Annotated in this window: 22 protein-coding genes; 13 read left to right on the forward strand and 9 right to left on the reverse strand. The window is 66.0% G+C overall.

Annotated features, from left to right (window positions below; genetic code table 11):
• Positions 1-18: 18 nt before the first annotated feature.
• From ACSHT2_RS13205 to ACSHT2_RS13215, 3 genes are all read right to left on the reverse strand, one after another.
• The gene (locus tag ACSHT2_RS13205) at positions 19-2,604 is read right to left on the reverse strand and encodes an EAL domain-containing protein (protein ID WP_440641938.1); all 2,586 of its coding nucleotides are present in this window, start codon (positions 2,602-2,604) and stop codon (positions 19-21) included.
• 157 nt (positions 2,605-2,761) lie between these two features.
• Positions 2,762-4,060 (reverse strand): MFS transporter, encoded by a 1,299-nt coding sequence (locus ACSHT2_RS13210; RefSeq protein WP_440641939.1) that lies wholly within the window; start codon positions 4,058-4,060, stop codon positions 2,762-2,764.
• A gap of 154 nt (positions 4,061-4,214) precedes the next feature.
• Positions 4,215-6,647, reverse strand: coding sequence for a bifunctional diguanylate cyclase/phosphodiesterase (locus ACSHT2_RS13215; RefSeq protein WP_440641940.1), 2,433 nt, complete (start codon positions 6,645-6,647; stop codon positions 4,215-4,217).
• 287 nt (positions 6,648-6,934) lie between these two features.
• On the opposite strand from ACSHT2_RS13215, the gene ACSHT2_RS13220 reads away from it, so the two are divergent.
• Together ACSHT2_RS13220 and ACSHT2_RS13225 are read left to right on the forward strand one after the other, a co-directional pair.
• Positions 6,935-8,101, forward strand: coding sequence for an ABC transporter substrate-binding protein (locus ACSHT2_RS13220; RefSeq protein ID WP_440641941.1), 1,167 nt, complete (start codon positions 6,935-6,937; stop codon positions 8,099-8,101).
• Positions 8,102-8,302: 201 nt separating this feature from the next.
• A complete protein-coding gene (locus tag ACSHT2_RS13225; RefSeq protein ID WP_440641942.1) occupies positions 8,303-9,781 on the forward strand; it encodes a caspase family protein in 1,479 nt (492 codons plus the stop codon).
• A gap of 195 nt (positions 9,782-9,976) precedes the next feature.
• Here ACSHT2_RS13225 and ACSHT2_RS13230 read toward each other — a convergent pair whose 3' ends face one another.
• Complete coding sequence (locus ACSHT2_RS13230) at positions 9,977-11,401, reverse strand: FAD-binding oxidoreductase (protein ID WP_440641943.1); 1,425 nt, start codon at positions 11,399-11,401, stop codon at positions 9,977-9,979.
• An 83-nt stretch (positions 11,402-11,484) separates the two neighbouring features.
• Here ACSHT2_RS13230 and ACSHT2_RS13235 point away from each other — a divergent pair, with 83 nt between their 5' ends.
• The gene (locus tag ACSHT2_RS13235) at positions 11,485-11,991 is read left to right on the forward strand and encodes a thioesterase family protein (RefSeq protein WP_440641944.1); all 507 of its coding nucleotides are present in this window, start codon (positions 11,485-11,487) and stop codon (positions 11,989-11,991) included.
• 228 nt (positions 11,992-12,219) lie between these two features.
• On the opposite strand, the gene ACSHT2_RS13240 is transcribed toward ACSHT2_RS13235, so the two are convergent.
• Positions 12,220-12,393 (reverse strand): DUF1328 domain-containing protein, encoded by a 174-nt coding sequence (locus ACSHT2_RS13240; RefSeq protein WP_036006471.1) that lies wholly within the window; start codon positions 12,391-12,393, stop codon positions 12,220-12,222.
• A gap of 236 nt (positions 12,394-12,629) precedes the next feature.
• On the opposite strand from ACSHT2_RS13240, the gene ACSHT2_RS13245 reads away from it, so the two are divergent.
• On the forward strand, positions 12,630-15,218 hold the full coding sequence (locus ACSHT2_RS13245) for an ATP-dependent helicase (protein ID WP_440641945.1): 2,589 nt from the start codon (positions 12,630-12,632) through the stop codon (positions 15,216-15,218).
• A gap of 13 nt (positions 15,219-15,231) precedes the next feature.
• On the opposite strand, the gene ACSHT2_RS13250 is transcribed toward ACSHT2_RS13245, so the two are convergent.
• Positions 15,232-16,059: a hypothetical protein gene (locus ACSHT2_RS13250; RefSeq protein ID WP_440641947.1), complete on the reverse strand. Its 828-nt coding sequence runs from the start codon at positions 16,057-16,059 to the stop codon at positions 15,232-15,234.
• Positions 16,060-16,136: 77 nt separating this feature from the next.
• Between ACSHT2_RS13250 and ACSHT2_RS13255 the strand changes: the two genes are divergently transcribed.
• The 8 genes from ACSHT2_RS13255 to ACSHT2_RS13290 all read left to right on the forward strand — a co-directional run bounded on the left by ACSHT2_RS13255 (position 16,137) and on the right by ACSHT2_RS13290 (position 21,771).
• Positions 16,137-16,424, forward strand: coding sequence for a type II toxin-antitoxin system HicB family antitoxin (locus ACSHT2_RS13255; RefSeq protein ID WP_440641948.1), 288 nt, complete (start codon positions 16,137-16,139; stop codon positions 16,422-16,424).
• A gap of 88 nt (positions 16,425-16,512) precedes the next feature.
• Positions 16,513-16,929, forward strand: a complete 417-nt coding sequence (locus ACSHT2_RS13260; protein ID WP_440641949.1) for a hypothetical protein — start codon at positions 16,513-16,515, stop codon at positions 16,927-16,929.
• Entirely contained in the window at positions 16,929-17,594 is a 666-nt protein-coding gene (locus tag ACSHT2_RS13265) for an OmpA family protein (RefSeq protein WP_440641950.1), read from the forward strand. Before ACSHT2_RS13260 ends, ACSHT2_RS13265 begins: the two co-directional genes overlap by 1 nt.
• A 170-nt stretch (positions 17,595-17,764) precedes the next feature.
• Positions 17,765-18,283 carry an Mpo1 family 2-hydroxy fatty acid dioxygenase gene (locus tag ACSHT2_RS13270; protein ID WP_440641951.1) on the forward strand — a complete coding sequence of 173 codons (519 nt, stop codon included), beginning with the start codon at positions 17,765-17,767 and terminating at the stop codon, positions 18,281-18,283.
• Positions 18,284-18,310: 27 nt separating this feature from the next.
• Positions 18,311-19,333 carry an NAD-dependent epimerase/dehydratase family protein gene (locus tag ACSHT2_RS13275; protein ID WP_440641952.1) on the forward strand — a complete coding sequence of 341 codons (1,023 nt, stop codon included), beginning with the start codon at positions 18,311-18,313 and terminating at the stop codon, positions 19,331-19,333.
• Between the two features lie 27 nt (positions 19,334-19,360).
• The gene (locus tag ACSHT2_RS13280; RefSeq protein WP_440641954.1) at positions 19,361-19,987 is read left to right on the forward strand and encodes a methyltransferase family protein; all 627 of its coding nucleotides are present in this window, start codon (positions 19,361-19,363) and stop codon (positions 19,985-19,987) included.
• Positions 19,988-20,117: 130 nt separating this feature from the next.
• Positions 20,118-20,327 carry a hypothetical protein gene (locus ACSHT2_RS13285; RefSeq protein WP_440641955.1) on the forward strand — a complete coding sequence of 70 codons (210 nt, stop codon included), beginning with the start codon at positions 20,118-20,120 and terminating at the stop codon, positions 20,325-20,327.
• A gap of 139 nt (positions 20,328-20,466) precedes the next feature.
• Positions 20,467-21,771 carry a PQQ-dependent sugar dehydrogenase gene (locus ACSHT2_RS13290; protein WP_440641956.1) on the forward strand — a complete coding sequence of 435 codons (1,305 nt, stop codon included), beginning with the start codon at positions 20,467-20,469 and terminating at the stop codon, positions 21,769-21,771.
• A 3-nt stretch (positions 21,772-21,774) separates the two neighbouring features.
• Here the strand turns inward: ACSHT2_RS13290 and ACSHT2_RS13295 are convergent, their stop codons facing one another.
• Entirely contained in the window at positions 21,775-22,599 is an 825-nt protein-coding gene (locus ACSHT2_RS13295; protein WP_440641957.1) for an aspartate dehydrogenase, read from the reverse strand.
• 157 nt (positions 22,600-22,756) lie between these two features.
• Here ACSHT2_RS13295 and ACSHT2_RS13300 point away from each other — a divergent pair, with 157 nt between their 5' ends.
• A complete protein-coding gene (locus ACSHT2_RS13300; protein WP_440641958.1) occupies positions 22,757-23,830 on the forward strand; it encodes a tartrate dehydrogenase in 1,074 nt (357 codons plus the stop codon).
• A gap of 121 nt (positions 23,831-23,951) precedes the next feature.
• On the opposite strand, the gene ACSHT2_RS13305 is transcribed toward ACSHT2_RS13300, so the two are convergent.
• Entirely contained in the window at positions 23,952-24,887 is a 936-nt protein-coding gene (locus ACSHT2_RS13305) for a LysM peptidoglycan-binding domain-containing protein (RefSeq protein ID WP_440641959.1), read from the reverse strand.
• Between the two features lie 244 nt (positions 24,888-25,131).
• Complete coding sequence (locus tag ACSHT2_RS13310; protein WP_440641960.1) at positions 25,132-25,851, reverse strand: hypothetical protein; 720 nt, start codon at positions 25,849-25,851, stop codon at positions 25,132-25,134.
• Between the last annotated feature and the right edge of the window lie 83 nt (positions 25,852-25,934).

Below are 25,934 nucleotides of genomic sequence, written 5' to 3' on the forward strand. Positions count from 1 at the left end.
AATATCGCCCAAGGGCAGCTACGCCGACCGCTGCACCGCATCCCCGCCCGCCGGCGCTAGGTCGAGCCGCCCCAGCATGGTCCTCGCCTGCTCGGCGCAGTGGTCGATCAGCCAGCGCTCGAAGGCGACAGGAGGCAGCGCGGGTGAATAGAGGAAGCCCTGGACGATGTCGCAGCCGAGCTCGGCCAGCGTCCTGCGCTGCCCCTCGGTCTCGACACCCTCGGCGACCACGGTCATGCCGAGGCCCTGGCCGACGCGGACCACCGCGGTGGCGATCGCGAGCGCGCCCGCGTCTTTCTCGATGTCGCGCATGAAACTGCGATCGATCTTCAATTCGCGGATCGGCAGATGCGCGAGCCGGCTCAGGCTGGAATAGCCGGTGCCGAAATCGTCCACCGAGAGGCCGACGCCGAGCTCGCGGATCGCGTTCATCGTCTCCAGCGCTGCGACGCCGTCCTGCATGAACGCGCCTTCGGTGATCTCCAGCATCAGCGCGTCCGGCGGCAGATCGTACTCGGCCAGGATGTCCTTGAGCCGCGCCGCCAGCGTGACGTTGCGGAAATTGATCGGCGACAGGTTCACCGAGACGCAGGGAATGTTGAGCCCGGCGTGGCGCCAGCTCGCCATCTGGCGGCAGGCCTCGCGCACGGACCAAAGGCCGATCTGCTCGATCAGGCCGCATTCCTCGGCGAGCGGGATGAACTTTGCCGGCGAGACGTCGCCCAGCACGGCATCGCGCCAGCGCGCCAGTGCCTCGACGCCATGGATCGCGCCGTCGCAGCTGCGGATCTGCGGCTGGTAGCTGAGACTCAGTGCGCCCTCCGCGATCGCGCGGCGCAGCGCCGCGATCAAGGCCAGCCGCTGCTCGGCAAGCACGTTCATCTCGGTACTGAAGATGCGATGGGTCGAGCGTCCGGCCTGCTTGGCCATGTACATGGCGGCGTCCGCCTGCTGCATCAAGGTGTCGATATCGGTGGCGTGATCGGGGTAGAGGCTGATGCCGATGCTGGCGGACATCGGCATCAGCTTCGATCCGAGCCGGAGCGGCCGCGCCAGCGCTTCGGCGAGATCGGCCGCGACGCGTTCGGCGCTCTCGGCGTTGCGTTGCGGCAGCAGGATGACGAACTCGTCACCGCCGAGCCGCCCCAGCATGTCGCGGGGGCCGATATGCTCGCGCAGGCGCTGCGCGAGCTGGACCAGGAGCTCGTCGCCGGCGGCGTGACCGAGCGTGTCGTTGACGTCCTTGAAATGATCGACGTCGAGGAAGGCCAGAGCGACATGGCTGCCGGTCGGGCAGGCGTCGATGGCCGTGGTGATCAGGTGCCGCAATTGAGCTCGATTGGGCAGGCCGGTAAGGATGTCGTGATAGGCGAGCCGCGCGATCTCGGCGCGCGCCTCCTTGCGCTCGATCGCGAAGGCGCCGAGATCGACGCAGGCCTCGACGATGCGCCGGTGCCAATTGCTCGGCTCACGCGGCTCGCGGTAATAAAAGGCGAATGTCGCGATAACGCGGCCATCTTTGGCCTTGACCGGGGTCGACCAGCAGGCGCGCAGGCCGATCGCGAGCGGCATCGCCTTGTAAGGCTGCCAGCGCGGATCGGTGTCGAGATCGGCCGCCAGAACCGGCGTACCGTAGAAGGCCGCGGTGCCGCAGGAGCCGACATTGGGGCCGATCGCGATGCCGTCCAGCGCGCGGGAATAGTCCTCAGGCAGGCTGGGACCACCGAGCGGATGGATCAGGCCGGCGGCATCGACGTGCAGCAGCGAACAGACGGCGTCGGGCGCGATCTCCTCGACGCGGCGGCACAGCCGGTCGGCGATCTCGCCGATCGGCACCTCGTCGGCGAGCGCGCTCATGATGAGTTGCTGAAGCGAGCGCAGCTGCTTGGTCTCGGTGATGTCCTCGAGCAGCGCGAAGATATGCTTGACCCGGCCCTTGCTGTCGCGGAAGGCGTCTATCCGCGCGGAGACCCAGATCTCCCCGCCGTCCTTGGCGTAGACGAGCACCTCGGCCTCTCCACGCTGGCCGCCACGCATCAGGCGCGTGACGAGCTTGGCGAGGGCCCTGCGATCGGTGTGACGACCGGCAACGAGTTCGGCGACGCGGCGACCTGCGGCCTCCTCGCTGGTATAGCCGAACAGCGCCGTGAACGCCGAATTGACGTAGACAATGTTCTGCTCGACGTCGGTGACGATCACCGCGCGGTTGGTCTGGTCGGAGACGGCGTGGAGAAGCCCGATCCTGACGCGCCGCTCCGCATCGAGAGTGACATCGCGAGCGAACACGATGCGATGGGTCGCGCCTCCAATCGTCGTTGATGACATCGACACCAGCGCCTTGATACGGCTGCCGTCGCGCCGCACGAGGCTGATTTCCTCGCGGAAGTCCGCGGTCGCGCCGGCCTCGAGACATTTGAGGGTGAGAACGGCGGCGTTGCGGCCGAGCACCTCGGCGGCAGCGAACTTCCAGATCCGCTCCGCGGCAGGGTTGAAGTGCGTGATGCGATGTGCGTCATCGACGATGACGATGCCATCGTCGGCGCGTTCGAGCGCGGCGCGCAGCACGTCCGGCATTTCGGTCGCAAGACAATCGGAGGCAGGCATCGGTAGACCCGGACGGAATCGGGAACAAGTGGCATTCAACCCGACGCTAGCGCTTCGATGGTGTCCAAGACGTTTTTGCTGGCCCGTGACGTCACGCCAAGACGCGACATGCTTAACGTCCTCCAAAGAAGGAACGAACAATGCGGTGCTTGAGAACCTACCTCGCAATACCGCCGGGCAGCTTGTGCAGCCGGCCGGCGACGGCCCGCACCTTGCGCGGCGCGGCCTGCCAGATCGCGAGCGCCGACAATCCGCTCATGACCATCGCGATGGCAAAGGCAAGCGTGTAGTCGCCGGCACGATCATAGAGGAAGCCCGTCACCCACGGTCCGGCCGCACCACCCGCCAGCGCCGCCAGCATGATCGTGCCGAAGATGCTGCCCTGATGCTTGCCCTGAAAAATCTCGAACACCACCGCCCCCATGATCGAGGTGAGGCCGTAGCCGAGCGCGCCTTGCACGAAGACCATCACGTAGACCAGCCACAGCGACGGCTGGAATTTCAGCGCCATCAGCGCCGCAAAGCAGATCGCAAAGCCCGCGCAGCTGATCGCCCACACCCATTCTCGCCCGATCCGGTCGGAGACATGGCCGAGCAGGATCTGGCCGGGAATGCCGAGCAGGCTGACAATGCCGAGTGCCCACACCGCAACGCTGGCGCTGAAGCCGATGTCGAGCAGGAATTTGGTCTGATGCACCTGCACCGCGTACCAGATGTAAAGGCCGCAGAAATAGCCGAGCGCGATCCACCAGAAGCGCGCGGTCGCGACGGCTCGCTTGAGCGTCCAGTCGATGCCGACCCAGACGGGATCGACGATGTTGGAGACCGGTTGGGCCGCACCCGGCACCGGGGCGGCATCGCCGTCCGGCTCGAGGCCGATGTCCTCCGGGCGCTTGTGCAAGAGCAGATTGACCGGCGCCAGCACCACCAGGATGAGCAGGCCCATCGCCGTGCAGGCGGTGCGCCAGCCGGTCTGCTCGATCATGTGCTGCACCCATGGCAGCAGCGTCACCGAGCCGATGCCGACACCGGCGAAAGCGATTCCAATGGCGAAGCCGCGCTTGCGGATGAACCAGTTCGGCAGGAACAGCGACTGGCCGGAATAGCCGAGACACACCGAGCCGGCACCGACCATGACGCCGATGGTGACGTAGAGATGCCATGGCGCGCTGGTCAGCGGTGCCAGCAGCAGCCCGCCGCCCATCAGCACGACACCGAGTTCCATCACCGCGCGCGGACCGGCGCGGTCCATCAGGCGGCCGATCAGCGGGCTGACCACGCCCGACACCACGAAGCCGAAGGAGAAGGCGCCGGCCGTGACGCCGCGCTCCCAGCCGAACTCGGAGATGATGGGCGGAAAGAACAGCGAAAAGGCGGTACGCGCGTTGACGCCGATGGCCATGGTGACGAAGGTCACGGCGACCACCACCCAGCCGTAGAAGAACGGAAGCCGCATGTTATGCTTATTTCATCCCTAGACGTTCCTTCGGATCATCCGGGGATGCTCTGGTCAAGCGCTTTTTCGCGCATGCCCGCTGAGCGAAGGCAGGGGCCTCCACAGCGTCATGGCCGGGCTTCGTCCCGGCCATCCACGCATCGCCGGGGCGCGTTCACGCGGCGTCGCGCCGCGAAGATTTGACCGGCGCGTCGAACAGGATCCCTTCGATCGGCTGCGGCCGGCCGAACAAATAGCCTTGCGCAAAATTGACGCCGAGCGCCTTCAGCCGCTCGAACTCCTCGGACGTCTCGACGCCCTCGGCCGTGACCGACATGTCCAGCCCGCGCGCCAGTGTCACGATCGCGGAGATGATGGCGGAGCTGCGCGGCTGATGCGTGAGGTTGCGGATGAACGACTTGTCGATCTTGATCTTGTCGAACGGGAACGCGGTCAGGTAGCTGAGCGACGAATAGCCGGTGCCGAAATCGTCGAGCGCGAGCTCGATCCCGATGCTCTTCAGCCGCTCCATGAAGGCGTGGTTCTCGGCGGCGCGCTCCAGCAGCACGGATTCCGTGATCTCGATCTCCAGCCTCTGCGGCGGCAGGCCGGAATCGGCGAGCGCCGCGCAGATCATTTCGAACAGCTCGGCTTCCTTGAACTGGATCGGCGACAAATTGACGGCGACCATGAGATCGCAGGGCCAGCCGGCAGCGTCCGCGCAGGCGCGGCGCAGCACGAATTCGCCGAGCGGCACGATCAGCCCGGTCTCCTCTGCAAGCGAGATGAACTGGTCCGGCGGGATCAGTCCGCGCGTCGGATGCCGCCAGCGCACCAGCGCCTCGAAGCCGCGCCGGACGCCGCCGAGGGCGTCGACGAACGGCTGGTAGTGCACCTCCAGCTGGCACTGCGCGATGGCGTCGCGCAGATCTCCTTCCAGCGTGTTGCGGGCCTCCAGCTCGGCCGACATCGCCTCGTCGTAAATGGTGAAACAGTTGCGGCCCGCCGATTTCGAACGATAGAGCGCAAGATCCGCCTTCTTCAGGAGCTGCTCCTGATCGCTGCCGTGGTCCGGCGCGATCGCGATGCCGATGCTGGTGCCGATCTCGACGCGGTGTCCCGGCAGCAGGAATGGTTCGCTCACGAGCTTGGCGATCTGCGCCGCCAGCTCGGTCGAGCAGGCGCGCTGATTCTCGCCGGCTTCCTGGATGATGGCGAATTCGTCGCCGCCGAGCCGCGCCAGCACGTCGTTGGCGCGCATTGCGGATTTCAGCCGCTGCGCCACCTGGCGCAGCAACGCATCGCCGGCTGCGTGACCAAGTGAGTCGTTGACGTTCTTGAAGCGGTCGAGGTCGAGCATCAGGATCGAGAAGGGCAGACCCGTCACGCCCGACTGGCTGTTCATCTCGTCGAGCCGGGTGAGGAAGAAGGCGCGGTTCGGCAGTCCGGTGAGTATGTCGGTCTGGGCAAGCTCGAGCACCCGCCGGTTCGCCTGCGACAGCCGCCGCGAATTGCGGCTTGCGAGCATCAGATAGGTCGACAGCGACAGCGTCAGCAGCATGCCGACGATCAGCACCGCGCCCGCGCGATCGTAAGTCGTCGCCAGCGGACCGCCGGCGGTTGGAACCGCCCGCACCTGCCAGTCGGCATCGCCGATCTTGAGACTGCCCGACCATTGCACGGCCTGCGCGATGTCCCGCATCGACCGCGGCGCGGTGGCGGCCGACGAGTAATCCGGCAGCGTTTCCTCCAGGTTGGCGATCTTCGCCGTGAAGGGCGGGTAGATATTCATGCTGACCGCGGGGCTTGCTCCGGTGGTCACGCGAATGGAGTGGATCAGCAGCGGCAGGTCGAAGATGCCGACCACGAAGCCGGCGAGATTGCGGCGCCGGTCCGCGATCTCCTCGCGCGACGTGCCCTTGGCGTAGACGGGAATGGCGACGAGGACGTCGGGCACCTGGCCGCCCCCCTCCTTCGGCTCGAAGAGGCGCGTGCGAATGGCTGCGACGCGATCGTTGTCGCGCGCGCGCTCCAGCAACGCCCGGCGCTCCGGAACCGTCGCGTAGTCCATGCCATAGACCGACGAAGTCTTCGGCTGAGTCGAGTAGAACACCGGAAAATACTCGTCGCTCTGCGGCGCGACGGCGAAGCCGTCGCCCTGGAGCGACTTGATGCGATAGCCGGATACGCCGTCTGTGATCGCCGCGGCCTCGTATTCCGCGCGCTCCTTGCGGTTGACGCGCGGCAGCCAGGCAATGCGCAGCATGCCGGGATGTCGCTCGAACAGGCGGGCGCTGAAGGTCTCGAACTCGCTGCGGGTGACTTCGTCGCTGGTCGATTCGAACAGCGTGCGCAGTGCGAGGAGCCTGGAGATGTACTCGTTCGTGCCGTTCTGCATGACGGTCGCTTGGGCCGAGGCCGCGTTCTCGAACTCGACCCGATTGACGCGATCTTCCCACCGCGCCACGGCAGCAGCGCCCACGATCGAGAACAGAAGGCCGATGCCGACCGCAACGAACGCAGGGCGATAGAGCCCGAGCAGCGGCGCGGCGCGCCACCATCCCCTCATATGCCTCCGATCCTGATCGTTCTGATCGCGACCGCTCATCTTTGATCCGCAAGTCCCCATGGGTACGGCGGCCCGAACTTCTGGTTGAGCCGCCGGCGCGACTATCGGACCAGGATCGGGGTTAAGAACTGCCCAATTTCGGAAACCGGCCCGCCGCGCATCGCGCGGCTTAGTTAACGATTGCCCCGAAAGTTGCGGCAGAGTGGCAATAACTTGCCGATTTTCCCCGGAGTCTTACGGACCGTCGACGGGCACAAATTAGCGTCCTGTTTAGCCCGCTCGACCTATCGTTTCCGCAACGCCTCCTGCATCCGGCAAGCATCCTCATGGCACGATCGCCGTTCGCGACCTATGTCGGCCTGACCATTGCGTTGCTCGCCACAGCGACGCATTCCGCCAAAGGCGACGAGGTCGGCGTCGGCGAGGACGCGATCCTGTTCGGTCAGGCGGCAGCGCTCGAGGGCCCCTCCTCCGCGCTCGGACAGCGCATGCGGCAAGGCATCGTCGCGGCATTCACCGAGATCAACGCCAAAGGCGGCATCCACGGCCGCAAGCTCCAGCTCATCAGCCGCGATGACGGCTACGACCCCGACCGTTCGGTGAGGCAGACGCTGCGCCTGATCGAGGACGACAAGGTGTTCGCGCTGATCGGCGCGGTCGGCACGCCGACCGCCATCGCGACAATTCCGATCACCAGTACCAGGAATATTCCCTTCATCGGCCCCTTCAGCGGTGCCGAATTCCTCCGCGACCTCGAGCTTCCCAACGTCGTCAACATCCGCGCGAGCTACGGCGCGGAGGCGGAGGCCTGGGTCAAGCACCTCACCGAGGATCGCCGCTTCACCCGCATCGGCATCTTCTACCAGGACGATTCCTTCGGCCGCGACGGTCTCCTTGGCGTCAAGCGCGCGCTTGCGAGGCGCGGCCTCGAACTCGCCGCCGAGGGCACTTTCGAGCGCAACACCCGCGCGGTCGCCGCAGCCTTGCGGGTGATCAAGCGCGCCGAGCCCGAAGCCATCGTCATGGTCGGGACCTATGGTCCCTGCGCGGAATTCATCAAGCTCGCGCACCGCAGCGGCTTCTATCCGGCCTTCGCCAACATCTCCTTCGTCGGCGCCAACGCGCTCGCGGAGGAGCTTGGCCCGGACGGCGAAGGCGTCATCGTCTCGCAGGTCGTGCCTTTTCCCTGGGACCGCTCGCTCAAGCTCGTCGCCGACTACCAGGCGGCGCAGCAGGCGTTCGATCCGACGCTGACACCGGACTTCGTGTCGCTCGAAGGCTATATCTCCGGCCGCCTCGCGGCCGCGGCGCTGGAAAAGGCCGGACCGAAGCCGACGCGCGCAAGCCTGTTGCGCGCCATCAACGATATCGGCCGTTTCGACATCAGCGGCACCACCGTCATCGTCGGCCCGCGCATGATCGACGCGCCGCCGAAGGTGTTTTTGACGGTGATCCAGAAGGACGGGTCGTTCAGGGCGGTGGATCCGCTGTAGGGCCCCTCCCGGCCGCCGCGTCCAGCGGTCGGCGTTGACGGTGCCTTGCGGGACCTCGCCTTCGGCGATCAATCGCACCTGCCGCACCGCCGCCTGCCCCATTTTGCCGCGGCCTCTGCGTGATCCAGCGCACAGACGGCCTCATGGCGCAGACGTAGAAAAAGTGACATCATCGCGCGCATTGCCGATAGAGGTGACACCATGCGTCGTCCGGCCTTTTTCAATTTTCTGTTTGCATCCGGTCTTCTTGCGCTCACGCAATTGATGACGCCGACCGGCGCCGCCGCCGAAACGCGGCTTGCGCTGGTCATCGGCCAATCCGCCTATCGCGCCGTGCCGGAGCTGCCCAACGCCGCCAACGACGCCAAAGGCATGACGGAGCTGCTCGGCAATGCCGGCTTCACCGTCACCACCGCGGCCAATCTGTCGCAGAACGAGATGCGCGCGGCGATCTCGGATTTCGCCGGCAAGGTCAGTGCCAGCGGCACCGATACCGTCGCGCTGGTGTTCTATGCCGGCCATGGCCTGCAGATCGACGGTGAGAATTATCTGGTGCCAGTTGATCTCGACCCCAAGCGCGAGGCCGACATTCCGCTTCAGGGCGTGCGGCTCAACGACCTGCTCAACACGCTCGGCGCGCTGCCGACGCGGGCGCGCATCTTCATGCTCGATGCCTGCCGCAACAATCCGTTCCCCGCGCTCAGCGGCGCCGGCCACGGCCTTGCGATCGTCGACACCAAGGCGGGCGCGCCCGGCTCCTTCATCTCCTATTCGACCTCGCCGGGCGCCGAAGCCGAGGACGGCAACGGCACCGACAGCCCCTACACCGCGGCTGCGCTGACCATCGCCAAGCAGCCCAATCTGCCGATCGAGGAGGTCTTCAAGCGGATCCGCGTCGCCGTGGCGCAATCGACCGACGGCCGGCAGATTCCCTGGGAGAGCTCGTCCCTGACCACCGACTTCAAGTTTTTCGGCGAGAGCAGCGGCCAGACGTCTTCCCTTCCAGGCGCAGATTCGATGGCGCTTGCCAGCGGCACGCGCAGCCTCGAGGATTGGCGCAAGGAATTGCAGGGCAAGCCTGCCAGGGCCGCCTATGAGCTGGTGATCGCCGATGACACCGTGCCGGCCTACCAGGCCTATATCGAACTCTACGCACAGGACGCCCGCACGCCGCGCCTGCGCACCGTGCTCGAGCGGCGGCGGCAGATGCTGGCCTGGGAGCGCGCGACCGCGATCAACACACGCGCCTCGTTCGAGGCTTATCTGCAGAACTGGGACAACAGCGATCTCGCGGCAACCGCGCGCAGGCTGCTGCTGCGCGTGCAGAACCGCAACTACGCCTTGCCCGTGGCCGCCGCGGCGACGCCCGTCGCGGTCGCGATGGCGCCGACCTGCCCGTGCTCGACGCCGTCGCCGCCGGCAACGCCGGTCAATCCGGGCGTCGCGCCCGTCATCAAGAAGCGCGTCGACAAGACCCCGCCGAAGCGCAAGTTGGTCGAGACGCCGCCGAAGCCGCGCCGCCCGCCCCCGCCCGACGAAGTGGTTGTCTACGAGCGTGCCCCGCCGCCGCCCCCGCCCGCAGCCGTGGGTGTCGGCATCGGGATCGGAATCGGCATGGGCCGCGGCGGCTATGGTGGTGGCTATGGCGGCCCGGCACGCGGCGACTACCGCAGGTATTGAGCCGATCCGGCATGAACTCGCACCGGCCCGCGCCCATCGCGCGGGCCGTATCTATTGCGACAGCGCCGGGCAATCGCGCTGAACGGCTTCGCGCATCCAGCCGGCCTGGATCGCGCGGAACAGCATCTGCGCCGTCCTGAGATCGTCGGACATCTTCATCGCGATCCCATGGGTCCGTGCGGCTGGCGCTGTGCGCTACGCTTCCGGCACGATCTTGCCGGGGTTGAAGATGTTGAGCGGATCGAGCGCCTTCTTCAAGGCCCGCATCGCATCGAGCGCCTCGGGGCCGAGTTCGGCCTTGAGATATTTCTGCTTGCCCTGTCCGATGCCGTGCTCGCCGGTGCAGGTGCCGTCCATCGCCTGCGCACGCTCGACCAGGCGATGCATGAACTCCTCGCCGCGTGCCATCTCGTCGGCATCGTTGGTGTCGCAGACCAGCGAGCAGTGGAAATTGCCGTCGCCGACGTGGCCGACGATCGGCGACAGCAGGTTGAGGCGCTTGAGATCCTCCTCGGTCTCGCTGACGCAATCGGCGAGCCGCGAGATCGGCACACAGACATCGGTCGCGACCACGCCGATGCTGTCGCCGGGCCGCAGCGCCTTCACCGACCAATAGGCGTCGTGCCGCGCCTGCCAGAGCTTTGTGCGATCCTCCGGCTTGGTGGTCCAGGAGAAATCACCGCCACCGCACTCCTTTGCGATCTCGCCGAACGCCTTGGACTGCTCGCCGACCTCGATCTCGCTGCCATGGAATTCCATCAGCAGCAGCGGCGTCTCCGGCAGCGTCAGCTTCGAATAGGCATTGCAGGCCTTCACCTGCGCGGCATTGAGCAGTTCGATGCGCGCGACGGGAATGCCGGTCTGGATCGCCAGGATCACGGCCTGACAGGCCCCGTGCACGGTCTCGAACGAGACCGCGCCCGCGGCGATCGTCTCGGGGATGCCGCGCAGGCGAATGGTCAATTCCGAGATGATGCCGAGCGTGCCCTCAGCACCGACGAACAGATGCGTGAGGTCGTAGCCGGCCGACGACTTCTTCGCGCGCGTGCCGGTGGTGATGATCTCGCCGTCGCCGCGCACCACTTTCAGCGCCAGCACGCTGTCGCGCATGGTGCCGTAGCGCACCGCATTGGTGCCGGAGGCGCGGGTCGAGGCCATGCCGCCGAGCGAAGCATCCGCGCCGGGATCGATCGGGAAGAACAGGCCCTGGTCGCGCAGATGCTCGTTCAACGCCTTGCGGGTGACGCCGGGCTGGATCACGCAGTCGAGGTCCTCTGCATGCACTGCCAGCACCTTGTTCATGTCGCGCAGGTCGATCGAGATGCCGCCCGCGGGCGCGTTGACCTGGCCCTCGAGCGAGGTGCCGGTGCCGAAGGGAATGACCGGCACGCGATTTTTTGCGCAGATCCGCACCACGTCCTGGATGTCGGCGGTCTCCTGCGCCATCACCACGCCGTCCGGCGGCTGGTTGGGGATCCATGTGGTGGTATGGCCGTGCTGCTCGCGCACGGCCTGCGAGGTGATGAGGCGGTTGCCGAAGCGTGCGGCAAGCTGCTCCAGCGCGCTCGCGAGGGCTTTCGGCTCCGGCCGCGGCGGATTATTGGTGATGGTCGTACCCACGGAATTCCTCCCGACAGAAGAACCGTGGCAAAGGACATAAAGCCGGTCAAGTCAAGCGACCGGACGCATAGCTGGAAGGAAACATGCCGCAGACCGCCGCCTCAGCGCCCAAAGCCGAGCCGTTCCGCGCCGCGATCATGCAGATCGAGCCGCAATGGATCGACTATAACGGCCATCTCAACATGGCCTATTACAACGTGATGTTCGACCGCGCGATCGACCAGCTCTGGAGCGAGCTCGGGATCGGACCGACCTACATGAAGGAGCGAGGCGGCTCGACCTTCACCGCCGAGTGCCACGTCCGGTACTTGCGCGAGATCCACCTCGGCGATCCCGTGCAGATCTTCGTCTGGCTGCTGGAGGCCGACGACAAGCGGCTGCACACGTTCGAGGAGATGCGGCACGCAACCGAGGGCTGGCTGTCGGCCACGTCCGAGAACATGTCGCTGCACATGGACATGAATGCGCGGCGCGTCGCGCCGTTTCCGCCTGACATCCGCGAGCGTATCGCTGGAGTCACAAAGGCCCACGGCGCCGTGCCGCGGCCCGAGGGCATCGGCCGGAGCGTGGCGATGCCCGCGAAGCGGTAGTTTCAAAGCGCTGCCGCAGCGCTATAGCCGCGGTCCGAGCGCGCGCCTCGTCCTTCGAGACGACCGCGGAGCCTGTCATCGGGCCGCGCTATGCGCGGACCCGGTGGCGGTCTCCGCAGGATGAGGCCAAGCGGCATTTGCGCTCTTCGAGACTGCTGCCGCACACTCTGCCCTCATCCTGAGGGCCCGCCGAAGGCGGGCGCCTCGAAGGATGCACCGCGGGAAACGCTATATCCGGTTGCGACCGCGCGCCAGGCCGACCACGGCCGAGACCAGGAACAGGACAACCGCGATGAAGAAGATGATCTTGGCGATCTCGATCGAAGCGCCGGCGACGCCGCCGAAGCCCAGGATGCCGGCGATCAGTGCAATAACCAGAAACGTCACAACCCAGCCTAGCATGGTCAAACCCTCGTCTTGATGTTGTCTGCGTCGACGCGGCTGGCCGCGCCACCTGTCCAGACAATCTCGACGCGGGAACGATGGTTCCGGCCCGCGCAGGAGCGAAATTCGCGGCTGGCGCTGGAACAAATCGGCCTGCCGCGCACGTGGAAAACCCTCCCCCGGCGCCCCATATGGGCTTCAATCCCTGTTAAGAAGGCTCCCTTCCACCACCCCGCGGTGCCATCGTGGGGCCAATGATTCGCATGACCGAGCCGAGCAAGATCACGTCCCAGAATGTCCCCGACCACCAGCCCGCAGCCGGCGGCATCGCCGCGCGTGCGCGCGCCTCGGTGGGCCCGAAATACCTCTCCGGGCTCAATCCCGAGCAGCGCGAGGCCGTGGAGACACTGGACGGCCCGGTTCTCGTGCTGGCCGGCGCCGGCACCGGCAAGACGCGCGTCCTGACCACGCGCATCGCCCACATCCTGAGCCAGGGCCGCGCCCGCCCCGCCGAGATCCTGTCGGTGACCTTCACCAACAAGGCCGCGCGCGAGATGAAGCATCGGCTCGGCCAGATGCTCGGCCATGCCGTCGAGGGCATGCCGTGGCTCGGCACCTTCCACTCCATCGGCGGCCGCATCCTGCGTTTCCATGCCGAGCTGGCGCAGCTCAAGTCGAACTTCACCGTGCTCGACGTCGACGACCAGGTCCGGCTGCTCAAGCAGCTGCTGCAGGCCGAGAACATCGACGACAAGCGCTGGCCGGCACGGATGCTGGCCGGCCTGATCGACGGCTGGAAAAACCGCGGCCTGATGCCGTCGCAGGTGCCCTCGGGCGAGGCCGCTGTCTTCGCCAACGGCAAGGGCGGCAAGCTCTATGCGAGCTACCAGGAACGGCTGAAGATCCTGAACGCGGCCGATTTCGGCGATTTGCTGCTGGAGAACATCCGGATCTTCCGCGAGCACCCTGATATCCTCAGGCAGTACCAGCAGCGCTTCAAATACATCCTGGTCGACGAGTACCAGGACACCAACGTCGCGCAATATCTGTGGCTGCGGCTACTGTCGCAGGCGCCGTCTTCCAGCCCGTCATTGCCGGGCTTGCCCCGGCAATCCATCGAGTCTTCACGAGATGCATCGCCGGATCTCGACGCTTCGCGTCGGCCCGGTGACGACGAGCACAACGACGTGGCGCCAACTCCCGCGAACCAAAAGGACCACGTCAAAAACATCTGCTGCGTCGGCGACGACGACCAGTCGATCTATGGCTGGCGCGGCGCCGAGGTCGACAACATCCTGCGCTTCGACCACGATTTCCCCGGTGCCAAGGTCATTCGCCTGGAGCGCAACTATCGCTCGACCGGCCACATCCTCGCCGCCGCCTCGCATCTGATCGCGCACAATGAAGGCCGGCTCGGCAAGACGCTGCGCACCGAGGATCAGGACGGCGAGAAGGTCACGGTGACGGGCTCGTGGGATTCGGAAGAGGAAGCCCGCGGCATCGGCGAGGAAATCGAGCAGCTGCAGCGCCAGGGCGAGAAGCTCAACGAGATCGCGATCCTGGTGCGCGCCTCCTACCAGATGCGCGAGTTCGAAGACCGCTTCGTCACGCTCGGCCTGCCCTATCGCGTCATCGGTGGCCCGCGCTTCTACGAGCGCGCGGAAATCCGTGACGCGCTGGCGTATTTGCGCGTCATCAACTCGCCGGCCGACGACCTCGCCTTCGAGCGCATCGTCAATACGCCCAAGCGCGGGCTCGGCGATGCCACCGTGCAGATGCTGCACGACCATGCCCGCAAGCGCCGCATTCCCCTGTTCGAGGCCGCGCGCGCGGTGGTCGAGACCGACGAGCTGAAGCCGAAGGCGCGCGGGTCGCTGCGCGACCTCGTCGCCCAGTTCGACCGCTGGCGCGCCCAGCGCGAGGTCACCGCACATACCGACCTCGCCCAGATCGTGCTCGACGAGAGCGGCTACACTGAGATGTGGCAGAAGGACCGCTCGGCGGACGCCGCGGGCCGGCTGGAGAACCTGAAAGAGCTCGTGCGCTCGATGGAGGAATTCGAGAACCTGCAAGGGTTCCTCGAGCACATCTCGCTGGTGATGGACCGTGAGGGCGGCGCCGAGGACGACGCGGTGTCGCTGATGACGCTGCATTCGGCCAAGGGCCTCGAATTCGACAACGTGTTCCTGCCGGGCTGGGAGGAAGGCCTGTTCCCGAGCCAGCGCACACTGGACGAACAGGGCCGCGCCGGCCTCGAGGAGGAGCGCAGGCTCGGCCATGTCGGCCTCACCCGCGCGCGCCGCCGCGCAAAGATCTATTTTGCGACCAACCGGCGGATCCACGGCACCTGGTCGACCACGATCCCGTCGCGCTTCCTCGACGAATTGCCGGCGGCCAATGTCGAGATCACGGAATCCAAGGGCGGCTCGGCCTGGAGCGGCACCGGCGGCTACGGCGCCTCGCGCTTCGACGACATGGAGGCGTTCGGTTCCAGCTATTCGACGCCGGGCTGGCAGCGCGCCCAGGCCAATCGCAACCGCGGTAGCGGCCGCAATGGCGGCGGCAGAAGCGGCTTCGAGGAAGAGGCCACCACCTTCTCCTCCGCGTCGTCCTCACCCGATTTCGGCAGCTTCTCCTCGCGCCGCCGCGGGCCCCTGACGATCGAGGGCGAGCTGGTCGCCAAGTCCACCGGCACGACCTCGGAATTCTCGCTCGAAGACCGCGTCTTCCACCAGAAATTCGGCTACGGCCGCGTCACCAGGATCGACGGCAACAAGCTCACCATCGCCTTCGACAAGGCCGGCGAGAAGAAGGTCGTGGACAGCTTCGTGCAAAGGGCGTGAACAGCCTTTCCGCTCAGCGGTTCAGGATGATCGCGCCCTGATCGTAGATTTGCTGATCGACGTGCCCGGCGCCAGGCGCGATTTCGAGCTTCCAGCCCAGCGTTCCGCCAAGGCGCCCGGCCAACTCCTTGCAGTGCTCGAAATGCCAGAGACCACGCGCAAGACGGTGAGGCCCTTGGGCCATCGCCTCGTCCCAGCGCGGTAGATCGGGGGCGTCCGGATCGTTGTCGGCATCGCCCAGCAGGATGACAAGCGGACGCGCCAGATATCTGCGCAGATGACCTTCGTCGAGGCCGATCCCTCCCATGCCATCCGGATAGTCCTTGGTGAGATTCGGCAGCATGTAGCATCCGCAATTGGCGGCAACGGCGAGATCGACGGACGCGGCCTCGTTGAGCGCGAGATAGCGCAGGACAAACTGGGCACCCGCGGAGTTACCGAACAGACCGAAGCTGTCTCGGCTCGACCCGATCGCATGCCGAACATGATGAAATAGCCGGTCGATCACCCCGAAATTCCAATGATCGCGCGGCAGAACCGTGTTGTCGGGCGGCGGCAGCCGCACGCCCCCGAAATTGTAGGCGTGGACACCCGGGAACTGATCCGGATCGAACTCCGGAACCAGCACGATCTGCCCATTGCGTTCGGCCTGAGGTGCGAGCAGATCGCGAAACTCCGCGGCAGCGCGATCGACGCCGTGCATCGCCACGATGATGCGCGTGTAACGATGACTCGATCTGGGGCAGAACGAGTAGACCCGCATCGATCGTGGCGACGGGACCGCTCCATCATCGTGAAACACGAACGAGCCGGCGCCTTCCGCCAGAGTGAATTTGCTCAATTGCCTGCCTCCCCGGATCAGGTATTCATAATCGCCCCAAACCCAGCCGGACACCCTTCGAGGCCACCAATCCTGCCATGGCTCAGTACGTTGCCATCATCGAGGACGCCGATCCGGACGCTGTCAGCCTGTGGTTTCCCGACCTGCCCGGCTGCATTTCCGGCGGTGACGATCTCGACGAGGCGCTGGAGAATGCGCCCGAGGCGCTCGCATTCTTTGCGCAAGAGCTGGCCGCGGACGGCCGCCAGCTTCCCCCGCCGCGGACGTTGGACGAGCTCAAGGCCGATCCTGATTTTGCCGACGATCTCGGGAATCACACGGCCATCCTGATCGAATGGCCTCCCCTCACTGAGGCCACGGAGTGAGGACTGTTCGCCGCACTGGCCGGACTCTCGACAGTTCTCCGCCGAACAGCCCTTGACCATCGCGAACTTCCCCGTATCAGATAAACCCATGTTCCGGGGCTCCATCACATTGATCGTGCTTGCATTGGGGATGCCGTCGCTTGCGGTGGCGGAGACCATGAGCTTTGGCGATTCGATCGGAAAGCTGGCGGCGAGCTGCGGCGCGGAAATCGTCGCCAATTGCCGCGGCGTCAATCCGGATTCGAACCGGCTGAAGGAGTGCCTGTCGCGCAACCGCGACGTGCTGTCCCCGCAATGCGCGAGCGACTATTTCGGCGTGTTCGACGCCATCCAGAAGCGCGTCGCCGCGCGCGTCACGGTGGCGAACGCCTGCCAGCGCGAGATCGTCAAGGTCTGCGGCGGCTCGACCAAGGAGACCAGCAAGTCGGTCCCCTGCCTGGTCTCGACGCCCAAGGGCATCAGCAACAACTGCCTCAAGGCCATCGACGACGCGGGGTATCGCTGATGCGCGCGAAGGGACCGTTCATTGCCGGAGCGATCGTTGCGCTGGGGCTCGCTTTGCTCGCGGGCACTGCCGGCGCGCAAACGGCAGCGCCGACCCGCGACGACATCGTCGGCAAGCTGAACCATTTCGAAGAAGCCGCCGAGGTCGATCTGCCCGCGCTGAAGCAGCAGGTGATGGAGCGCGCCAAGACCAGGATCAAGAACGATCCGGGACCCGTGAACCGGCCGCTGATCGCGCCCGACCTCGCCAAGCTGCCGGCCTTCAATGCGCAGATCCAGTTCGACACCGACACGCCGATCATCCAGCCGGCCTCCTACCAGACCGTCGGCCGGATCGCGGATGCGCTGGTTCATTCCTCGCTGCTGCCCTACACTTTCCTGATCGTCGGCCACGTCGAATCCAATTCGAAGACGCGCGAGGCCAACGCAATCCTGAGCCAGCGCCGGGCAGATGCGATCCGCGACGTGCTGGTGAACACGTTCAAGATCTCGACCAAGCGGCTGCATCCGATCGGCCTCGGCGAGGAGCAGTTTCTCGACCGGGCGAAGCCGACCTCGGCCGTCAACGGGCAGCTGCAGATCCTGACCTATGCCAAGCTGCCGGAGGAGCCGCGTCCGGCTGCAGCACCTGCGCCTGCGGCTAAAAAACCCGCAAAAAAACGCTGAGCAAACGCGGTTCCGCGGCCGACGGAACCCTTTGAAGCGCTGACGTTTTGCAGCCTGTCCGGGGGCGCGCAACACGGCCTGGCGCGACAAAAGCGCCGGTTTGTGCACCGTCCGGTCCAGTGCTATAGCCTCTATTCGCCCTTCCCGTCCCCGTGCTGCATGAGACCGAAATGCGTGGCTTTTTTCAGCGCCAACTTGCCGTTTACGTCGAGTACCATCGCGATCCCCGGAACACGGCGATGCATGTGGTCGGCATTTTGTTGCTGTTCACCGGCGCCGTGCTGCCGCTGACTCTGGTCAAGCTTCCGCTGCTCGGTTTCGACGTCAGTCTGGCGGTGATCCTTGCCTTGCCGGTATTGATTTATTGGCTGCTGCTCGACACGGCGCTCGGGCTCGGCATTCTGGCCGTCTCCATCGTGCTATTTTCGGTTGCGACCACCACTGCGGCGCAAGTCAGCACCGCGACGATGTGGACGATTTTCGCCACGCTGGTGGTGCTCGGCCTCGCCGCGCAGACCATCGGCCACAAGGTTTTCGAGGGCCGCGAGGCCTCGTTGTTCACTTTTCCTTCGCATCTTTTGCTTGGACCGATGTTCGTGATGGCAAAATTGTTCATTGCCTTGGGCTTCCGTCGCGACCTTGCCGCGATTCTGGCGCCTCTTCCGACCAATTCCCTTTCAACCCGATAACCCCAAAAGCGAACAGCAACCTTCTGCATGGCTCTCGTCCTGGTTACCGGTGGCAGTGGCTTCATCGGACATCATCTCGTAGAAGCGCTCCGCGCCCGTGGGCAGCGGGTCCGTATTCTCGATGTCCGCGTGCCGACCGCAGACGCTGAACACGTCCACGGCTCGGTGCTGGACGGCGCCGCGGTCGATGCTGCGATGGTCGGTATCGATCAGGTCTATCACCTCGCCGGCCTGCCCGGCATGTGGGTCGCCAACAAGCAGGACTTTCACGACGTCAATTGCCGCGGCACCGAAATCGTGCTCGCGGCGGCAATGAAGCGCGGCGTCTCGCGCTTCCTGCACTGCTCGACCGAATCGATCCTGTTCCCCTATTCCGACCTCAAGGGCGTTCCCGCCGAAGAGGCGCTGCAACCGGCCGACGCGATGCCCGGCGCCTATACGCGGTCGAAATCGCTCGCCGAGCATCATGCCGCAAAGGCGGCGGCCACGGGCTTCCCGCTCGTGATCGGCACACCGACCATGCCGATCGGCGCTGCCGACCACAATCTGACGCCGCCGACCGCGATGCTCTGGTACTTCCTCCAGAAGAAGGTGCAGCCGCATCTCGACTTCCTGGTCAACCTGGTCGACGTCCGCGACGTCGCCATGGGCCTCGTGCTGACCATGGAACGCGGCCGCCTCGGCCAGCGCTACATTCTCGGCGGCGACTGCGTCCCGCTCGGCAACATCCTGCGGATGATGTCGGCGATGAGCGGCCGCCGGCAGTTTCCGATCGTCGTGCCCGGAAAGATCGCCGAGCTCTCCGCGATCATGCTCGAATACATCGCCGATCACGTCACCCGCCGGCCGCCCAACGGCACCGCCGAGGGCGTGCGCATCGCGCTCGCCGCGAGCGACCTCTCGATCGGCAAGGCGCGCACCGAGCTCGGCTATTCGCCGCGTCCGATCGAGCCGGTGTTGCGCGAAACCATCACCCATCTGCTCGCCCGCAACGGTCAGCAGGCCTCCGGCACCATCAAGCATCACGCGCTCTCCTCGCGCGCGAGCTGATCGCTCCGCCCAACGCAAAGAACCTTCATGTCCTTCGATTTCAGCAAGCTTCTCTCTGTCGCCTGGGGTGGGTGGACCACGACCTGGCCGACGCAACTGCTCGCCCTGATCTGGCTCGCCTGGCTCGCCAGCTGGGTCGGCGCCTCGTTCTGGCAGGGGCGCACGCAGAAGCAGGTGATGACGCTTGAGTCCGGCCGCTATCGAATCCCGATCCTGGTCGGCGGCATCCTGTTCACGCCCTGGACCGCCGAAGTGCTGAACGAAAAGCCGCTCTGGGTGTTCAGCGACCTGGGCGTCTACATCACGGCCCTGATCGTGCTCGCCGGCATCTCCTTCACGTGGTGGGGCCGCCTGCATCTCGGCAAGTTCTGGTCGAACACCATCACCCACAAGGAAGATCACCGCGTCATCGACACCGGACCCTACGGCATCGTGCGCCACCCGATCTATACCGGCCTGATCGCCGGCATGCTTGCGACCGGCATCGCGGTCGGCACCGTGACTGCTATGCTCGGCGCCATCCTGATCTCGCTCGGCATGTGGCAGAAGGGCCGGATGGAAGAGGTGTTCCTCTCCAAGGAGCTCGGCGAAGACGCCTACGGCGCCTATTGCCGCCGCGTTCCGATGATCATTCCGTTCCTGTCGCCTCGGTAAGCTCCCAAGCGCGAGACCTGTCGCCCGCATGAGCAAAGCGACATGCGAGGTGCGAAATCTTCGCCAAGGAACCGCGCCTTCGCTCGCCCGTTACCCCTCGACACCTGCAGCGACCGCAGAGTATCGAGCCATGTCGGACGCCTACGATTATTTCCGCGCGCATGCGATTGCCGCCGTCCGCAAGGCGCGGGCGTTGCCGCCCGGGCGGACCAAGCAGAAGCAGCGCACGGTGGCGCGGGTGTATCATCTCCTGTCCAGGGAGGCCGCGCTGGCGCCGAACGTCCATCACCTGGATGATTTTCGCGCGGCACGGCAGCTGGAGCGGCAGATCGGCCGCTGATCTCCGGCGCAAACGCCGCGTCCGTCCCATGCAAATTCGATCGGCTGCCATTCCATGGGAATAGGCCCCGGCGGCGCGCCGCACAGGTTGACGTCTGCCCCGTCAGCCAGTTGGATGCGCGCGCACAAAGGGGCTTCTCATGACGTTTTCCAGCATCTTCGCGCAGTTCGTCGCGTTCATCGGCGGCATCGCGCTGCAATGGCGAAAACTCTCGGGCACGGAGCCCGCACCTGCCTGGGGCGAGAAGCCGGCCATTCCCGAGGCGAAGCCGCAAGGCGCGATCCCGACCCTGAAGATGCCGAGCGCGCGCGGCTGGCGCGAGGGCCAGAAGCCGACGGTCGCGCCCGGACTCAAGGTCAATGCGTTCGCGACCGGCCTCGACCATCCGCGCTGGATCGAGGTGCTGCCCAATGGCGACGTGCTGATCGCGGAAGCAACGCAGATCGCAGGCCCCCCGCGCACCGTGTTTCACTATGCGATGCAGGCGACGATGCGGCGCGCCGCGGCGCTCGGCGTTTCCGCCAACCGCATCACGCTCTTGCGCGACAAGGACGGCGACGGCGTCGCCGAATATCGCGGCGCCTTCATGGAGAATCTCAGCCAGCCCTTCGGCATGGCGCTGGTCGGCGACACCTTCTATGTCGGCAACACCGACGGCGTGATGGCTTTTCCCTACGTCGCGAACGCCGACCGCATCACCGCCCCGGGCAAGCGGCTCACGACGTTCAAGCCGGGCGGACACTGGACGCGCAGTCTTCTGGCAAGCCCCGACGGCAAGAAGCTGTATGCCGGCGTCGGCTCGCTCAGCAACATCGCCGAGATGGGCATGGAGGTCGAGGAAGGCCGCGCCGCGGTCTACGAGCTCGACCTCGTCGCCGGCACGCATCGGATTTTTGGTGCCGGCCTGCGCAACCCGGTTGGATTGGCATGGGAGCCGAACACGAATGTGCTCTGGACCGTCGTCAACGAGCGCGACGGCCTCGGCGACGAAACGCCGCCGGATTATCTCACCTCGGTGCGCGACGGCGGCTTCTATGGCTGGCCCTATTGCTACTGGGGCAGGACGGTGGACGACCGCGTGCCGCAGGATCCGGCAATGGTCGCCAAGGCGCTTCAACCGGACTACGCGCTCGGCGGCCACACCGCCTCGCTCGGCCTGTGCTGGATGCCCGCGGGCACCCTGCCCGGCTTCCCCGACGGCATGGTGATCGGCCAGCACGGCTCGTGGAATCGCAGCAAGCTGTCCGGCTACAAGCTGGTGTTCATCCCATTCGAGAACGGCAAGCCCTCCGGCCCCGGTCGCGACATTCTGTCGGGCTTCCTGTCCCCGGACGAGAGGGAATCCTACGGCCGCCCGGTCGGCGTCACGATCGGGCAGGACAAGAAATCGCTGCTGATGGCGGACGACGTCGGCAACGTAATCTGGCGCGTGACGGGCGCTTGATGCTCACGTCCCGACGCAAAGCGTGGCGCGCTGCTTGCGCAAGAGCGCGATCACCGAGAGCGCCGTGATCAGCCCGGTCTTGGGATTTTCGGACGGGACGTTCTCGATCGACATCGAAAACCGCGCCGAATCCGCCTCGACCTCGATGCGGTGAACGTTGCGCGTCACGGTCGGGTCGGCCCAGATCTGCACCATCGTGCGGTCGGGCCCGACGCCCGCAAGCGACAGCGCGACCGCGACGTTGAGATTGGCCGGAAAGCCCTTCGCGGCCTCGCGCGCCGTGCCCTCGAACAGCTTGAGCGGCTCGCGCAGATTGCCGATGTCGATATTGTTCTGCACGATGAACGGCGCGCCCTTCAGCCCGTCGATCGGCTTGCGCGTCACCATCCTCACCGAATGGATGGTGCCTATCGCGGCGGCGTTCACGGCATCGAGCCCGATCAGCGCGCCGGTCGGCACGAGGATGCGGCCGCCATTGGCGCGGGCGAGATCGACGAGATCGAAATTGTCGAGCAATCCGCCGACGCTGACGACGACCGCGGCCCTGCCGCGCTTCACCGCGGGCTCGACGATCGCGCGCAGCTGACTGCTCGGCGCGCACTCGACCACGATATCGGCGGCATCGCCGAGCTGGTCGAGCGGCAGGATTTGCGGCGCACGGCGCAGGCCGTTGATGAACGCCTGATGCTTTGCGGGATCGCGCACCGCGACCGCCGACAGCACCAGGCCCTCGATGCCCTGGTCGAGCGCGGTCGCGATCTTGGTGCCGATCGAGCCCATCCCGGCAATGGCAACCCGCAATGCGCCCGACGCCTTCTGTTCAGTCATCGCATCCTGCTTTCTCGCTGGACTGATGTCATAGCGCATCGTTTTCTGTATAAGCCAGCGCGAATTGGTTCGGCTTGGCGGTCCAGCCGGGACTCGCCGCCGGCCGGTCCTGATCCGCCGGCGCAGTTCCGCTGATTTCCTCCGATGGAGCATTCCCATGCGCACCCATTCGATCGCAGCCATCCCCGCCGACGGCATCGGCCCCGAGGTGATCTCGGCCGGTGTCCGCGTGCTGGAGGCGCTGGCCAAACGCAGCGGCGACCTCGCCTTCAACGTCAAGACGTTCGACTGGGGCTCCGACTATTACAAGAAGCACGGCGTGATGATGCCGGCCGACGGCCTCAGCGAGCTGAAAAAGTTCGACGCGATCTATTTCGGCGCGGTCGGCGCCCCTGACGTGCCCGACCACATCACGCTATGGGGCCTGCGGCTGCCGATCTGCCAGGGCTTTGACCAATACGCCAATGTGCGGCCGACAAAGATCCTGCCGGGCGTGGCCTCGCCGCTGCGCAATGTCGGCGTCGGCGACCTCGACTGGGTGATCGTGCGCGAGAACTCGGAAGGCGAATATGCCGGCATGGGCGGCCGCGCCCACAGGGGCCTGCCGGAGGAGGTCGGCACGGAAGTGGCGGTCTTCACCCGCGTCGGCGTGACGCGGATCATGCGCTACGCGTTCCAGCTCGCGCAGTCGCGTCCGCGCAAGCTGCTGACCGTCGTGACCAAGTCGAACGCGCAGCGCCATGGCATGGTGATGTGGGACGAGATCGCGGCCGAGGTTGCCGGTGGATTCCCCGACGTCAGCTGGGACAAGATGCTGGTCGACGCCATGACTGTGCGCATGACGCTGCATCCGAAGAGCCTCGATACCATCGTGGCGACCAATCTCCACGCCGATATCCTCTCGGATCTCGCCGGTGCGCTGGCCGGAAGCCTCGGAGTTGCGCCGACCGCCAACATCGATCCGCAGCGCCGCTTCCCCTCGATGTTCGAGCCGATCCACGGTTCGGCCTTCGACATTACCGGCAAGGGCATCGCCAACCCGGTCGCGACTTTCTGGACAGGCGTCCAGATGCTCGAGCATCTCGGCGAGAAGGATGCCGCCTCAAGGCTGATGGCCGCCGTCGAGCGCGTCTGCGCGGCCGGCGTGCTGACGCCGGATGTCGGCGGCAAGGCCACCACCAGGGAAGTGACCGACGCCGTGATCGACGCGATCAACGGGTCGAACGTTTGATCACTGCTCTGCCCTCGCCTCCGAAGCGACTTCGGCCGCGCAGGCGGGACAAGCCCGGGCATGACGAATTGCGGAACAGCCACTCGCTCGATGCACGCTGCTTTCGCAGCGATGAAGCACGCTATTTTCGTCCACCCACCGCCGGCGGTGGCACCGCCATCGCCGCCGCAGGCTCCGGCGGCGTCAGGTGACGCGGGACGATGATGCTTTGCCCCGGGGTGAGCTGCGCGTTTTCCGGCAGGGAGTTGCTCTGCGCGAGCGTCCACAGCGGCACGCGATTGGCTGCGGCGATGCTCTCCATGGTGTCGCCGCGGCGCACCGGCACCCGCACGCCGCTGTCCCACAATTCGACCAGCGTGTCCGCCGGCACGAGGTAGCGCAGCGGCACGGCATCGGCCTGGGTTTGCGGCGGGATGCGCGGGAGCTGCGTCACCATCTCGACGATCTGGCGATGGATGTCGTCGGACTTCTCGATGTTGATGTGGCTGACGCGCGAGTTTTCCTTCAGGTCGTAGCTCGCATAATGGCCGCGAAAGCCGGGCACGGCCACGACGTCGCCGCCGCCGAGCACGCTGTCGGAAAGGAAGATGTTGATGAAGCGCTCGACGTTGAGCGGCACGTCGCCGGTCGCATGCGCCGGATCGATGGCGATGACGAGGCTGATCGGGATGTTCTCCTTGGCCGCCATCTCGGAGATGACGATCGAGCACAGGCCGCCCATGGAGTGGCCGATCAGCACGATCGGCGCCGGCGATTCCTTATAGCTGGAGATGGCGCGATCGCCGATCCACCGGCAGATGGTGAATTCGTAGACGTTGGCCGAGAAGCCAGCCTTGGTTAGTTTCTCTTCGAGCCGATCCATGCCGGTCGAGAAGATCGGACCCATGGCGCCGCGGAACAGGTAGATTTTTGGCGGCGGCAATGGCTCGAACGGCGGCGGCGCGGCGGGGGCGGCCGCGTTGGTCTTGGACTTGGCTGGTGTGGCAGCGGCCGTGCCGGTGCCGAAGGCGAGCAGCGCAACCGCTGCCAGCACGAGGAGCCGCCTCAAATCAATCATCAGTCCAGCAGTCCCACCCGCGAGAGGCAGAGGCCTCCCCTGACCCGCTTAGTGACGCCCGATTTAGCGGATTTTGGGGCGCGGGAACTGGAACGCGACGCACCGCCGCGCGCATCAAGACTCTGTGACCTGCCGGGTGGGGCCGCTTCCGACCCATCGCTTGCCTGCTTTTGAGCCGGTTGCAATCGCGCCGTTTCGGCCAGGCCACGGGACAGCTGCGCGACGAGTCCGTCGCGCAAAGAGCTCAGTTCCTCGCGGGAGCGGTCGCCGCCGCCGAGCGTGCCTGTCGCGGCGTGCGGGGTTCGGCGACGGGCGCTGCCGGTACGCGCGAGCGCATGATGGCAGCGTCGATCTCGGCGATGACCCGACGCTGGATCGCCTCGTTCTTGTCGATCGAGATGTGGCCGACGCCGGTGCCGCGGACGTCGACATTGTCGAGCTTGCCGCGGAAGCCCGCTGCGGCCCGCACCGGCTCGCCGGGACCGTCGCCGATATAGATGTTGATGTAGCGCTCGGCGCCGGTCGTGAGCTTGGTCTTGAACACGGAATCGAGGCCGATCGCGAGCCTCACGGGCACGCCGAGCTGATTGAGCTTGGCGATCATGTCCGGCAGCGCAGTTGCACCGGAGGAATGGCCGACCAGGATGATGGTCTTGAGCCGGCCGGCCCTGTAGGCGGCTGCCGCTTCATCGGCGAGCGAGGACCAGGACACGAAATTGGCGACGGTCACCGGGATGCCCTGCGCCTGGAGCCGGGCGCCGATCGTGTCGAGCCCGAGCGAGAATATGTTGAGCACGCCGCGGAGCAGGTAGACATGCGTGGTCGCCACCGCGGCCTGGCTCGGCGCGGCCTTGGCGGTGGTCGGGCTGATGGCAACAGCTGACAGCAGGAGCAGGCCCATCGCCCACACACGGAGGGTGGACAACTGGCTGGCGCCGGCGGTGTGACGGCCGTTCGGTCTCATCGATTTTTTCCCTGGAGACAATACGCTTAGCGATTAGCAGGAATCGTAGCCACGGCCCACTCGCAGACGCAACAAAGAGCCGC

Origin of the sequence: Bradyrhizobium sp. PUT101 (genome assembly GCF_052043945.1) — a bacterium.
Lineage (GTDB): Bacteria > Pseudomonadota > Alphaproteobacteria > Rhizobiales > Xanthobacteraceae > Bradyrhizobium.